The 14,953-nt window shown below is 31.4% G+C and carries 12 protein-coding genes; 11 read left to right on the plus strand and 1 reads right to left on the minus strand.

From position 1 onward, the window contains the following. Positions 1–54: 54 nt before the first annotated feature. From tarB to HMPREF3058_RS06905, 10 genes are all read left to right on the plus strand, one after another. A complete protein-coding gene (tarB, locus tag HMPREF3058_RS06860) occupies positions 55–1,146 on the plus strand; it encodes a teichoic acid glycerol-phosphate primase TarB (RefSeq protein WP_002491480.1) in 1,092 nt (363 codons plus the stop codon). After that, positions 1,146–2,210 (plus strand): glycosyltransferase family 2 protein, encoded by a 1,065-nt coding sequence (locus HMPREF3058_RS06865; RefSeq protein ID WP_002491427.1) that lies wholly within the window; start codon positions 1,146–1,148, stop codon positions 2,208–2,210. Before tarB ends, HMPREF3058_RS06865 begins: the two co-directional genes overlap by 1 nt. 134 nt (positions 2,211–2,344) lie before the next feature. Further along, positions 2,345–2,743, plus strand: coding sequence for a glycerol-3-phosphate cytidylyltransferase (gene tagD, locus HMPREF3058_RS06870; RefSeq protein WP_001833002.1), 399 nt, complete (start codon positions 2,345–2,347; stop codon positions 2,741–2,743). Positions 2,744–3,615: 872 nt separating this feature from the next. Continuing rightward, entirely contained in the window at positions 3,616–5,343 is a 1,728-nt protein-coding gene (locus HMPREF3058_RS06875; RefSeq protein ID WP_001832157.1) for an ABC transporter ATP-binding protein, read from the plus strand. A 285-nt stretch (positions 5,344–5,628) separates the two neighbouring features. After that, a complete protein-coding gene (locus HMPREF3058_RS06880) occupies positions 5,629–6,858 on the plus strand; it encodes a NupC/NupG family nucleoside CNT transporter (RefSeq protein WP_002499294.1) in 1,230 nt (409 codons plus the stop codon). 537 nt (positions 6,859–7,395) lie between these two features. Beyond that, positions 7,396–8,229: a YitT family protein gene (locus HMPREF3058_RS06885; RefSeq protein WP_002457541.1), complete on the plus strand. Its 834-nt coding sequence runs from the start codon at positions 7,396–7,398 to the stop codon at positions 8,227–8,229. A 358-nt stretch (positions 8,230–8,587) separates the two neighbouring features. Continuing rightward, on the plus strand, positions 8,588–9,385 hold the full coding sequence (locus tag HMPREF3058_RS06890; protein WP_002445840.1) for an ABC transporter ATP-binding protein: 798 nt from the start codon (positions 8,588–8,590) through the stop codon (positions 9,383–9,385). Positions 9,386–9,735: 350 nt separating this feature from the next. After that, positions 9,736–10,236 (plus strand): hypothetical protein, encoded by a 501-nt coding sequence (locus HMPREF3058_RS06895; protein WP_001832127.1) that lies wholly within the window; start codon positions 9,736–9,738, stop codon positions 10,234–10,236. A 223-nt stretch (positions 10,237–10,459) separates the two neighbouring features. After that, a complete protein-coding gene (locus HMPREF3058_RS06900; RefSeq protein WP_002474354.1) occupies positions 10,460–11,527 on the plus strand; it encodes a YkvI family membrane protein in 1,068 nt (355 codons plus the stop codon). Positions 11,528–11,805: 278 nt separating this feature from the next. Further along, complete coding sequence (locus HMPREF3058_RS06905; RefSeq protein ID WP_002499293.1) at positions 11,806–12,855, plus strand: alpha/beta hydrolase; 1,050 nt, start codon at positions 11,806–11,808, stop codon at positions 12,853–12,855. A 554-nt stretch (positions 12,856–13,409) separates the two neighbouring features. Here HMPREF3058_RS06905 and HMPREF3058_RS06910 read toward each other — a convergent pair. Next, positions 13,410–13,916 (minus strand): GNAT family N-acetyltransferase, encoded by a 507-nt coding sequence (locus HMPREF3058_RS06910; protein ID WP_001832115.1) that lies wholly within the window; start codon positions 13,914–13,916, stop codon positions 13,410–13,412. Between the two features lie 108 nt (positions 13,917–14,024). Here HMPREF3058_RS06910 and graX point away from each other — a divergent pair, with 108 nt between their 5' ends. Then, on the plus strand, positions 14,025–14,948 hold the full coding sequence (graX, locus tag HMPREF3058_RS06915) for an auxiliary protein GraX/ApsX (RefSeq protein WP_002445844.1): 924 nt from the start codon (positions 14,025–14,027) through the stop codon (positions 14,946–14,948). The last annotated feature ends 5 nt before the right edge of the window (positions 14,949–14,953 follow it).

Genomic DNA, 14,953 nt, shown 5'->3' on the forward strand with positions numbered 1-14,953 from the left:
TAAGTATCGTTTATAATTTGATATAATGATTGGAAATTTAAAGATGGTGAAAAAATGAGATTGATAATTAAAAAGATTTATATCTTAGCTATTGTGCTTTTAAATATGATTTTTAAACCGTTTAATGTTAATTCGAAGCACATTGTGATAATGATGACCTTTAAGCAAGATGTTTTGCCTATTATAGAGGCCTTATGTAGTGAAGGATACTATGTAACGGTTATTGGTAAAAAAATATACCAGAAAGATATTAATAACATTAATCATGCATATTTTATACCCGCCGGAAATAAATATATTATGAAACATATGAAAGTATTAAGTAAAGCAAAGGTTATTATTTTAGATACGTATTATTTAATGATGGGTGGCTATCAGAAGAAAAAAGGGCAAATTGTTATTCAAACATGGCATGCTGCCGGTGCGCTTAAAAATTTTGGTTTAACTGATCATCAAGTTGATTTAAAAAACAAGGCTATGGTAAGACAATACAAAAAAGTTTATGATGCTACCGATTATTATTTGGTAGGTGGGGAGAAAATGGCTCAATGTTTTATACAATCGTTTGATGCATCTCCATCGCAAATGTTAAAGTTTGGACTTCCAAGACTGACCCAATACTTTAGAAGTAATCTTAAGTTAGAACAACAACGATTAAAAAAGAAATATCATATTACAAATAAACTCGCAGTATATGTTCCGACTTATAGAGAAGGTCAAGTAGCACAACGTACTATTGATAAAGAAAACTTTGAACGGCACTTACCGAATTATACGTTATTGAGTCATTTGCATCCCTCGACTGTTGATTGTCAAACTGCTCATTCAATCGACGTTACCTCAATGTTAATTATGGCGGATATTATTATAAGTGATTATAGCTCATTACCTATTGAAGCAAGCGCACTTAATAAACCGACACTTATTTATAATTATGATGAACAGCAATATGAAAAAGTAAGAGGATTGAATGAATTTTATTATGCAATTCCTGAACGGTACAAAATGAGTAATGAAGAGTCAATTATACAAGCGATACATGATAACGATGAGCAATTTCAATCTTTATTTAATGATTGGCATCAATATAATTCAAAAGATAGTCTTAACCAGTTAGTCCATTTTATTAATAAGTTGGTGAAATAATGAAATTAGCAATAATTATTCCAGTGTATAACGCTGAAGAAACGATTAAACGGGCCATACTCTCAGTTGATACTAGTGTGCCTTATGAGATTATTTGTATCAATGATGGTTCAACTGATCAAACACAACATGTACTAACAGAACTACAACAAAAACATCCTCACATCAAAGTCATTCATCAGAGTAATCAAGGAGCAGCTCGAAGTAGAAATGTTGGCTTAGAAGCTATGTCTGAAGATGTTGATGCATTTTTATTTTTAGACGCAGATGATGAGTTTTTACCTAGTAGGATTGATTTAATGGTGGATGCTTTTAAGAAAAACAAAGAAACCGATATTGTTATCGGTCAAATGGCCAGAGAAGTTAACGGCGAATGGCAAGTCATTTCGACCCATCAATCTATGGTGAAAGATGCGATTGTCACACTTGATCGTAAACCGGATATTTTACAATCGATAGGACCTGGAGCAAAATTATTTAGCACGAAGTATGCCGGATTACGTTTTGATGAAGATGTCGTTTTCTGTGAAGAACATACCTTTATTGTCAAAGCGTTCTCTAAAGCGCGAGATATTCAACTTATACCTAACATTGTATATGGCTATAATGAGAGAGAAGGATCAGTAACAGCGCAACGTGCTGATACATTTTTACCTTATATGAGTGATGCGTTAAAAGTTCGTCAACGCGTGATGGAATTACTATTATTATTAGACGAAAAAATCTATTATAGTTATCGAATGGATAACCTCATAGTAAGTTACTTAATACAGGCGCATTTAAAGAAAAATAACAAAATGACGCAATCTTTGCTTGAAAGTGTTATAGCTTATATGAAAGCTATGCAGCATACACATTACTCGGGAGAGGCTATGTTTCGAATTGTTAGAGCTGTTGAACAGAGTGCAACACATTGGACAAATCCTTTATACTTACAATGGAAAAAGGCACTTAGTGAGGTTGGAATTGGCAGACCAGGCTTAATTCGTTTTAAACTTCAAGTTATACCTAAAAAGTTATCATTTTCTGGTAAAGAATCACTAAAAAGAATTTTTAAAAAATAACTTTTCTTTGAAGTAAGTTTTAAATTTATTTATGTTTAGTATCTAATATAGTATTAATGGCATGCTCAAAATATTTATGATACATTAAGATTATAAATTTTTATTAAATTTTTAGTTAAGGAGAATTTCGTATCATGAAAAGAGTCATTACTTATGGTACATATGACTTGCTTCATTATGGTCATATTGAATTACTTAGAAGAGCTCGTGAGATGGGGGATTATCTTATCGTTGCGCTTTCTACTGATGAATTCAATCAAATCAAAAACAAAAAATCATATTACGATTATGAACAACGTAAGATGATGTTAGAGTCTATTAGATACGTAGACTTAGTTATCCCTGAAGAAGGATGGGGACAGAAAGAAAAAGATGTTGATCGTTTTGATGTTGATGTTTTTGTGATGGGTCATGATTGGGAAGGGGAATTTGATTTCCTTAAAGATAAGTGTGAAGTCATTTATCTTAACCGCACAGAAGGCATCTCAACTACCAAAATCAAGCAAGAATTATACGGAAAAGATACAAAATAACTAAGAGTATTTATGACACTATTGAACATTTAATCTCGAAAAGAGAGATAAGAAAGAATTGTTCTTTAAATTAATGTGAACTAGAGTTGGAAAAGGTTGATATAAACTTATTTTTATCTAGTCATCGATTGCTAATATGTAAATGAAACCTGAGATAATGATAGATGTCTCAGGTTTTATATTTAAAATCAAACATTCTGTAATTCGAGATGCTTATATATTATTTAATAAAGTTGAAGACATAAATCTATGAGAACAGTAGTAAGATATTATTTAATGAGAAAATATCTTGCTACTTTTTTCTATATTGATAATATATCAACCTCATCTTTCTCGAATGTATGTGGATGTAAGTGCATTAGTTAATTTTGTATCAATAAAGTCATAAAACATATACATGATAGTGAGTTTGATAAATTGAATCCTCATATTGGTATCACGTATTATCATTTTTAAATATGTTAAATTTCATCACATATATTTTAATATTTTTAGATCTTATGTGTAGCTGATTCGGATAAAATCGATTATTCGTAGAAATATTGAACCATAGTAAATATTTCGTTAGTACTTTTCAACACAGAACGGTGACAGAAAATAAAAATAAGATGACGTGCAATTTTTTGTACTATTAAATAATCTTTTGCGTGTGTTCTGATAAAAAATGTTATAATATCAACTACGAAGAACATAGTTACGTACATGAGAAGTTGAATGTTAAAATTACATAGTTTGCAACATTTTGGGTATCATATAAATTTGCTTAAAAGACTTATAAATAAGCAATCGTTATATATTTTGTGAATTGGGATGAAGTGAAATTTTACAATATTAAGCAAGATCAAATATGAATATAAAGACGAGGTATAACTATGAAAGAACAAAACCCTTTGTTTTTCTTATTTAAAAGACTCTCATGGCCATATGGGTTAATCATTGCAGCGGTTATCATTACTTCGTTGGGAAGTTTAAGTGGTTTATTAGTACCATTATTCACTGGACGTTTAGTTGATAAATTTTCCGTCAGTAGCATTAATTGGGGAATGATAGCTATATTTGGCTCGATTTTCTTAGTTAATGCATTACTTAGCGGTATAGGCCTATATTTGTTAAGTAAAATTGGTGAAAAGATTATTTATGCGATTCGTTCATTATTGTGGGAACATATTATTCAATTAAAAATGCCGTTCTTTGATAAAAATGAAAGTGGCCAATTAATGAGTCGTCTAACAGATGATACAAAAGTGATTAATGAATTTATTTCACAAAAGCTACCTAATTTATTGCCTTCTGTTTTAACTTTAATAGGTTCATTAGTCATGCTATTTATCATGGATTGGAAATTAACTTTATTAACATTTATTACTATTCCTGTATTTATTTTAATCATCGTTCCTCTCGGACGTGTGATGCAAAAAATATCTACCAATACGCAATCTGAAATTGCGAACTTCAGTGGATTATTAGGTAGAGTGCTTACCGAAATGCGTTTAGTTAAAGTATCTAATACTGAGCGTTTAGAGTTAGATAATGCGCATACAAATCTTAAAAAAATATATAGATTAGGATTAAAGCAAGCTAAAATATCAGCAGTCGTACAGCCCATTTCTGGTGTTGTTATGCTATTAACTATTGCGATTATTTTAGGTTTTGGTGCATTAGAAATAGGTACTGGAGCAATTACTCCCGGAACACTTATTGCTATGATATTTTATGTAATCCAGTTATCTATGCCACTGATTAACTTATCGACACTAGTTACGGATTATAAAAAAGCTGTGGGTGCGAGCAGTCGTATATATGAAATTATGCAAGAGCCTATTGAACCTACTGAAGCTTTGTCAGAATCTAAAGACGTTACGATCATCGACGGCGAATTAGTATTTGAGCACGTGGATTTTAAATATGACGTTAAAAAGATTTTGGAAGATGTGTCATTTAGTATTCCACAAGGTGAAGTGAGCGCGTTTGTAGGACCTTCTGGTTCAGGTAAAAGTACGATTTTTAATTTAATTGAGCGCATGTATGATATTGAACGTGGAGATATTAAATACGGTAATCAAAGTATTTTTGATATTCCACTTTCAAAGTGGCGTACAAAAATTGGTTATGTTATGCAATCTAATTCGATGATGAGTGGAACGATAAGAGATAATATTTTATATGGTATTAATAGAAAAGTTGATGATGAAGAGTTAATAGAGTATGCTAAGCTTGCTAATTGTCATGATTTTATTATGCAGTTTGACGAAGGTTACGACACGATGGTTGGTGAGCGTGGACTCAAATTATCAGGTGGTCAACGACAAAGAATAGATATCGCTAGAAGTTTTGTTAAAAATCCTGATATTTTGTTATTAGACGAGGCGACAGCGAACCTAGATAGCGAAAGTGAATTAAAAATTCAAGAAGCACTTGAAACCCTTATGGAAGGCAGAACTACTGTAGTTATTGCTCATCGACTTTCGACTATAAAAAAAGCTGGTCAAATTGTATTTATTGATAAAGGTGAAGTTACCGGTAAAGGAACACATCATGAATTGATGGCAAGTCATGATAAATACAGACATTTTGTTACATCTCAAAAATTATCAGATTAATATTAATCACGCCCTAATAAATGAGTGGAAGGGCGTGTTTTTTTATGTAAGTTTTGTAAAAATGTCATTTTAACCCTATTTTTCACGTGGTATAATAACTTTTGTAAGATTAAAAGAACTTTTGGGGTTTGTATAGAAACATAGTACGTAAAACAAACGCTTTCATTTTTTTGTTGTTCATCATTGTTCACCATTAACAAAATACATAGAATGACATATTGATAGTCTTACAGGATTGCATAATCAATGCATGAAAGTATAAAAATACATATAGGTAGGTGCCAAATGTTTTTATTAGTTAATATCATTGGGTTATTTATTTTCCTAGGTATAGGAGTTATTTTCTCTAGAAATAGGAAGAATATACAATGGAAATCTATTTTTATTTTGGTTATTTTAAATTTGTTTTTAGCTTGGTTCTTTATATATTTTCCATGGGGAAGAACAGGGGTTAAAGGAGCAGCTAACGGTATAGCATGGGTTATAGAATCCGCACATGAGGGTACTGGATTTGCATTTAAAAGCTTCACGTCTAATAAAATGATGGACATGGCAGTAAGCGCGCTCTTCCCTATTTTATTAGTTGTACCATTATTTGACATTCTTATGTACTTTAATATACTTCCAAAAATCATTGGCGGTATTGGTTGGGTACTTGCTAAAGTTACACGCCAACCTAAGTTTGAATCATTTTTTGGTGTTGAAATGATGTTCTTAGGTAATACTGAGGCTCTTGCTGTTTCTAGTGAACAGCTTAAACGCATGAATGAGATGCGGGTACTAACTATTGCAATGATGTCTATGAGTTCAGTTTCAGGAGCAATTGTGGGCGCTTATGTGCAAATGATACCTGGAGAACTTGTATTGACGGCAATTCCACTAAATATTATTAACGCAATTATAGTTTCTTGTATTTTGAATCCTGTATCAGTTGAAGAACAAGAAGATGTCGTGTATAGCATAAGAGATCACCAAACTGAAAGACAACCATTTTTCTCATTTCTTGGAGATTCAGTTTTAGCAGCTGGAAAGCTTGTATTAATTATCATTGCATTTGTCATTAGTTTTGTAGCTTTGGCTGACTTAATTGATAGATTGATTCATTTAATCACACATCTTATTGCAAATAGTATTGGTGTCAAAGGTAGCTTTGGTCTTGATCAAATCTTAGGCGTTTTCATGTATCCATTTGCGTTACTATTAGGTTTACCGTTTAATGAAGCGTGGGAAGTAGCACAACAAATGGCGAAGAAAATTGTAACAAACGAATTTGTTGTGATGGGTGAAATTTCTAATCAAGTTAATGCAATGACGCCTCATCATAGAGCAGTTATATCAACATTTTTAGTTTCTTTTGCAAACTTTTCAACTATTGGAATGATTATAGGTACATTGAAAGGTATAGTTGATAAGAAAACGTCGGATTTTGTTTCCAAATATGTACCGATGATGTTGTTAGCAGGAATTTTAGTATCCTTACTTACTGCTGCATTTGTTGGAATATTTGCTTGGTAATTTACTTTTTAGATTTTTAATTTATATAGGCACGCTACTCATTCTATTTTGTAATTAGATGAGTCGTGTGCTTTTTAATTTTGTAGAAAGCTGACGAATTGATTTACGAATTTCTAAAATGATAAAAACCAAGCATAAAAGTGAGGAGACACTTTTTATACTTGGCTTTTATGGGAAATGAATATTAATGTACTTGTAACGGTAAGGACTAGGTACTGTCACAGTACTTCGAGCAAAATTTGTTTTGTTACTATAAACAACACAAAGGAGATAACTTCTCTTTCAAGAAGTTAAAGTTATTATAGCAGACCTAGGCGTATAAGTAAATTAAAAATTCAGAATATTTAAATTTGTTCGAAAGCGGATGTGTTGAATTTCTATTTTAGTACGTTTAATATGACATATTTTTATAATTACGAATATTATGATATGTGAAGTTGTTTTTTTAAATCATATATTTATTTGAAATTTTATTGTAGTAAGTAGTTACCTTATGCTAACATTTTAATAATTAAACAAAGTTTTAGGGGTGATTGAGTGAATAAAACTATCAGAGATATCATTTTAGTTATTATAGGTTCATTTATTTTCTCTGCAGGTATCAATGCATTTGTTATTTCAGGGAATTTGGGTGAGGGTGGTGTCACTGGTATAGCCATCGTATTATATTATGCTTTTCATATTTCACCGGCAATAACCAATTTTGTTTTAAATGCTATTTTAATTATTGTGGGTTATAAATATTTGAGCAAACGTAGTACATATTTAACTATTTTTGCTACAGTACTCATTTCAATCTTTCTAAGTTTAACTGAAACATGGCATGTAGAAACTGGGAATGTTGTAATTAATGCTGTGTTTGGTGGGACTTGTGTTGGTTTAGGAATTGGTATTATCGTTCTAGCAGGGGGAACAACTGCTGGAACGGTTATTCTTGCGAGAATTGTTAATAAATATTTAGATATTAGTACGCCATACGCTTTGTTATTCTTTGACCTTATCGTTGTGCTTATTTCATTGACAGAAATTCCTTTGGCGAAGTGCTTAGTTACAGTTATGTCTTTATATATAGGTACAAAAGTGATGGAATTTGTTATAGAAGGATTAAATACTAAAAAAGCAATGACTATTATATCTAGTCGCCCGAATGAGGTAGCAAAAGCTATTGATCAGCAAGTTGGAAGAGGATTAACAATATTAAATGGACACGGTTATTACACTAGAGAAGAAAAAGATGTACTTTACGTCGTCATCTCTAAAACACAAGTTTCCCGTGCTAAACGAATTATCAAAAATATTGACGAAAATGCCTTTTTAGTTATTCATGACGTTCGTGATGTATATGGTAATGGTTTTTTGTTAGATGAGTAAAATTTCAATATGTTATAAAGTTAGAAAGTTGCTAAAATGTAAGACACTTTTTAAAGTGAAGCCTAAAATGGTTACTTAGTTAAAGCCATTTTGGGCTTTTTATTATTATACTGTTCCCTACTTATCTATTATGGTCAATACTACTCACTTAATTCACTGCTGCTCATTTACGAGTATGATATATAACATAGTGAAAATAATTGTTAGTCATAATATAGAAGAGATGTTATAATGAAAACTATGATAATGATTATCAATTACCAGTTTATGACTGATAATGAGTGAATAACTTAATCAATAACAATGTTTTTACTATATATAAAGCAAGATTTTAGAGAATGAAAGTAGGGGAATTATTATGAGTCGTTTAAGTGGTGAACAAGTGAAAATTGGCTATGGTGATTCTACGATTATTAATAATTTGGATGTCGCAATTCCTGATGGAAAGGTTACTTCTATTATTGGACCTAACGGGTGTGGGAAATCAACTTTATTGAAAGCGTTATCTAGACTGTTGTCAATTAAAGAAGGTAGAATTAATTTGGATGGTAAGAGTATTCATGCCACATCAACGAAAGAAATAGCTAAAAAAATAGCAATTTTACCACAATCACCAGAGGTCCCAGATGGACTTACTGTGGGAGAACTTGTTTCTTATGGACGTTTTCCACATCAAAAAGGATTTGGTCGTTTAACTGCAGAAGATAAAAAAGAAATTGACTGGGCACTGTCAGTTACAGGTACAAGTGAATTTCGTCATCGTACTATAAATGATTTAAGTGGTGGACAAAGACAACGCGTGTGGATTGCAATGGCACTAGCTCAACGTACTGATATTATTTTCTTAGATGAACCTACAACTTATTTAGATATTTGTCATCAATTAGAAATATTAAATTTAGTCAAAAAGCTCAACGAAGAAGAAGGTTGCACTATTGTCATGGTTTTACATGACATTAATCAAGCAATACGCTTCTCAGATCATCTTATTACGATGAAAGCTGGAGATATTGTTGCGACTGGTCAAACTGAGGAAGTGTTAACTAAGGACATTCTAGAAAAGGTATTTAATATTGATGGTGTTTTAGATATAGATCCGAGAACAGGGAAACCAATTTTAGTTACTTACGATTTATTCTGTCAGACCTATTCATGATTAAATGAATACAGTCTTATTGAAAAAATATGATTATAATAAAAAATGCTCAAAATGATAATTGTTTTGAGCATTTTTTTATATTAATAAGCCTATAGAGTATTTTAGTATCATAACCATAGTTTGAAAAATTTTAACACGTGAACCATAATAATTTTTAAAGTTCACCATTTTATACATTTATTATTGCTATTATAAGACGTATACATATAAAGAAAAGGTGTTTGAAAATATATTGTAATTTTACGGTCCAAAACGTTGAGAATCATTTTTTAAATGAAATTTAAAGGTAATTATGGTATTATAATAATAATTGTTATATAAAATCTGGACAATAGGAGGACATTGCCATGCAACATCTTATAAAAAAACATGTATTGAATGGCGAGTTTGAACTAGTTAGACAGTTAATGTCCGAAACAGATTTTATGGAATTTGAAGAAGCATACATCTCTAGTGCTCATGAAGTAGAGAGTATGATGTTTTATACATGTATTCTAGATATGATTAAGGTAGAAGAATCATCAGAATTACATGATTTAGCATTCCTTTTACTTGTTTATCCTTTAAGTGAATATGAGGGCGCACTAGATTCAGCATATTATCATGCAGATTCTTCCATAAAACTTACTGACGGAAATGAAGTGAAGAGTTTACTACAAATGTTATTACTTCATGCTATTCCTGAGCCAGTTATTTCGGATAAAAAAGCGTTTGATGTCGCTAAACGTATTCTAAAACTCGATCCAAGTAATAATGTTGCACGAAATGTACTTAAAGATACAGCAAAACGTATGGATAATGTAGTTGTAGACATTAATGAATTGAATAATCAAAGAGATGCACGCTAAAAAATGAGTTATAGTCGCTCAAGTTTATTGAAACTTTTGCGACTATTTTTTATACATGATTACGATTGATTATGCATTTTTGTTTATATTGAAGTCCGAAAAATCGTTTTCTAAAATGATTAAAAATACAGAATAGCTAAATTTATACATTTTTTTAGGGTTGCAATAAAAAGTCAGTACGTTATAATGCTCACTGTGCAACTCTAAGGAGGTAAATATTCACATGGGGCTGAATAAAGAAGCTATAAAAATTGGTTTTGCCTATGTTGGCATTGTTGTCGGCGCAGGATTTTCAACAGGACAAGAAGTGATGCAATTTTTCACACCATTTGGTTTATGGTCATATATTGGAGTGATTATCTCAGGATTTATACTTGGGTTCATAGGAAGACAAGTAGCTAAGATAGGTACTGCATTTGAAGCGAAAAATCACGAGTCCACATTGCAATATGTTTTTGGAAAAAAATTTAGTAAAGTTTTTGATTATATTCTTGTCTTTTTCTTATTTGGTATAGCTGTCACTATGATAGCCGGATCAGGTTCTACTTTTGAGCAAAGTTTTGGAATTCCTACTTGGTTAGGCGCATTAATCATGACAGTTTTGATTTACTTAACATTATTATTAGATTTTAATAAAATTGTAAGAGCTTTAGGAATAGTTACACCATTTTTAATCATAATGGTTATTCTTATTGCTGTGTTCTACCTATTTACAGGTAGTATTTCATTAGGGGAAGTAAACAGTGCTATGCCTGAAACGAGTGCTTGGAAAGGTATCTTTTGGGGATTAGTATACGGCGGATTAGCATTTGCTGTAGGATTTAGTACGATAGTAGCTATCGGCGGTGATGCTTCTAAGCGAAGAGTTTCAGGTGCAGGAGCAATGTTTGGTGGTGTGCTATACGCTATCTTACTTGCGTTAATTAACTTCTCACTTCAAACAGAATATTCAAAAATTAAAGATGTAGCAATACCTACGCTTAACCTAGCGAAAGGTATACATCCTTGGTTAGGTCTTGTACTCACAGTCATTATGTTAGCTGTGATGTACAACACAATTTTAGGTCTTTGTTATTCTTTTGCAGCGCGTTTCACAGAACCTTATAGTAAAAAATACCATATATTCATTGTTATCATGATGGTGATGGCATTTATTTTAAGTTTCGTAGGATTCGCTGATTTAATCAATGTTTTATACAAATTTATGGGTATTGTCGGATTATTTATTGTAGTAGCAGTGTTGATTAAATATTATAAACGTAAAAAAGATGATGAAGAGCATATCGCGTAGTCATTGCTTCACACTTTTATGATTAAAAATGTTTATTTTAATCGTGAGAAGTTTAAGGTTAAAAAATACATGAACAAGTATATATGTTCATCCGAGTTGACTAAGTTAAAGATGCACACTTATATTAAATAATTTTAAATTGAGTCAGCTTTGAGGGGTGGGACTTCGAATTCATCAAAATGGATTCTGTCCTACCCCTTTGTTTAATTATATCGATATTTGTTTTATTATATTAATAGCAAGACAAGTAGAGTAATTATTTGAAAGGGTTAGCCATGATGAAAAAAAAGCTAAAATGGATATGGATAACAACACTAATCATACTTGTTGTCTCACTTATATTGGCTTTTAATTTGAAGAGTCATTATAACCATGTTCATGATAAACAGAAGAGCAAGACAAATGTTCAAATTAATAACAAAAATGTAAAATTATATAGAGATATCTCATATGGTAAAGGTATGCCCAACAGCAAATTAGACATTATTACCCCAGCAGATATGAGCAATGATACGAAATTACCGGTAATTTTTTGGATGCATGGTGGAGGATTTATCGCTGGAGACAAACAATATAAAAATCAATTATTGTCAAGAATTGCAGAACAAGGATACATCATTGTCAACGTAAATTATGCGCTAGCTCCACAATATAAATATCCCACGCCGCTAGTACAACTCAATCAAGCTGTAAAGTTTGTAAAAGAGAATAAGCATGAGTTACCTATTGATTTTGATCAAGTTGTTATTGGGGGAGACTCTGCTGGTGCTCAGTTAACCAGTCAATATGTAGCTATGCAAACCAATGAAGACTTAAGAGATGAAATGCATTTTGAACAGCAGTTCAAGCCTTCACAAATAAAGGCTGCCGTATTTTTTGGTGGTTTTTATAATATGAAAACGGTTAGGGCAACCGAGTTTCCAAGAATACAATTATTTATGAAAAGTTATACCGGAACAAGTCATTGGGAAACAGATTTTAAAAACTTATCTCAAATGTCAACGCTCAATCAAGTGACTCATGAATACCCGCCGACATTTCTTTCGGTTGGTGACGCTGATCCATTTTACAGTCAAAATAAAGAATTTGCACAAGGTTTGAAAGCAGAAAATATACCAGTAGATACATTATTCTATGATGGTTCGCACCACTTACATCATCAATATCAATTTCATCTAGATAAACCGGAATCAAAAGAAAATATCAAAAAAGTGCTGTTATTTTTAAGTCGAAATACATCATCTTCTGGAGTGGAGAGTAACGAGTCATCACAAAATCAGCCAACTCAAAATACTAATGAAGTATCCTTATACCCTTTTGATTCTTAAGTTTATTAATCAAGTATTTCAATGGTTTTGTGCATTAAGGTACGTCATTGCGAGAAGTACTGTATATGTTGGAAGAATACGATTGCATAATTAAATATCATAACTACATTAAAGAGATATCATTCATATTTAATGTACAATCACTATCAGCATCAAACAATCCTAAAGTCGTTATCTTTGTAATTTCTGTAAGAAATTCTACTCTGAATTATTGATAAAGTAAGCTTGATATAATTTTTTAATTCAGTCATCGACGCATAACATATTGAAATTCTCAAGACAATAATGTGCACCCCAAAAGCAAGACTAAATTTAGCTTTTGGGGTGCGTTTTTATGACTAAACAGTATAGATTTGATTTTAAAATTAAAGTAGTTTAAGAATAATTTAAAGATATACGAAACGATGATGGAGTAGATTCATAATAAGTAAAGAATAAATAATCTTAAACTTATAAGTAGTAAAGATAATTAAAATACGCCTCAATATGAAAGACGTATAATGATATTATTTAATATTTTAAATATGTGGTAAAATTTATAGTGACATACTTAGTTAATTTAATATTTTAGCCATTACATATTCGTTATAATATTTTTGGTTTATAAAAAGCTTATCTTTAAGTTCACCTTCGATTTGAAAGCCCATACCTTTAAACAATTCTATTGCGTTAATGTTTTCAGTAACAACCGTAGCTTCAATACGTCGAATATGATGATTTAAAGCCCATGCTTCAATTCTATTGATAAGTGCTTGTCCAATACCTTGATGTTGGTAATATTCTCTAACTCCAAGGTACACGACAGCTTCGTGCTGTGTACGTTCATAGGTTTCAGTATTAACAAATACGTATCCAACAAGTTGCTCATCACTTTCAGCGACATATATCGCTTTGGTAGGTGAAGTGATGTATTTTTCTAAGTGTTGACTTGCGGAAGATATCGTTGGTGAATATTCACCTGGATTGTAGAATGTAAATTCTGATTCATCATATATTTGGCTTAATAGACTGATAAAGTTTTCAACGTCTTTAATACTAATTTCACGAATGAGATGTGTCATATCAACACTCCTGTTTTGTTAAATCAATTGTCTTCCTTATTATAATACACTTTACTTAATTACGCTTGATATAAAATTATCTAAAAGAAAGTTTAGGAGCTGATATTTATGAAGCCTAAAGTATTGTTAGCAGGTGGCACCGGCTATATTGGTAGATATTTAAGTCGAGTCATTGAACATGATGCTCAATTATATGCTTTATCTAAATATCCCAAACCTGATAAAGGATCTACGAACAAAATCACATGGTTAAAACGTGATATATATAATTACAAAGATGTAGTTGAAGCTATGGAAGGTATAGACATTGCGGTATATTATTTAGATCCAACTAAACATTCTGCTAAATTAACACATGCAACAGCACGAGATTTAAACTTTATAGCGGCAGATAATTTTGGTAGAGCTGCATCAATAAATAAGCTGAAAAAGATTGTGTATATTCCGGGGAGCCGTCATGATAATGAAGCCATTGAACGTTTAGGCGCTTATGGAGTACCAGTTGATTGTACGGATGTTGAAGTGAAACGTCCTCATATTAACGTAGAATTACAAACAGCTAAATATGATGATGTTCGAACAGCGATGAAGATGATTTTACCGAAGAAATGGACGCTCAATCAACTTGTAGATTATTTTAGTAGATGGTTAGATGAGACAAAAGGAACTTTTGTACATACTCAAAAACAAGGTCATCACTACATCATTTACAATAAGAACATTAAAAGCCCTTTAGCTATTTTCAAAATGATTAATACAACAGAAGATATAATTACATTACATCTTATTGGTGGTAAATTGATGAAACCAAAATTAAAGAAGCAAGCAAAATTAGAATTTAGACTTCTTAAAGGAACACGTTTAATTATGGTTCATTTATACGATTATATCCCTAGATTATTTTGGCCAATTTACTATTTCGTACAAGCACCGATTCAAGGACTTCTTATGAGAGGCTTTGAAATTGATTGTAGAATTAAGCATTATCAAGGGCGCATTCAATCAGGTGAGAAGATTAAATATACTAAATAATATAT

The sequence above is a fragment of the Staphylococcus sp. HMSC068G11 genome, assembly GCF_001815825.1.
In the GTDB taxonomy this organism is placed as follows: domain Bacteria; phylum Bacillota; class Bacilli; order Staphylococcales; family Staphylococcaceae; genus Staphylococcus; species Staphylococcus epidermidis.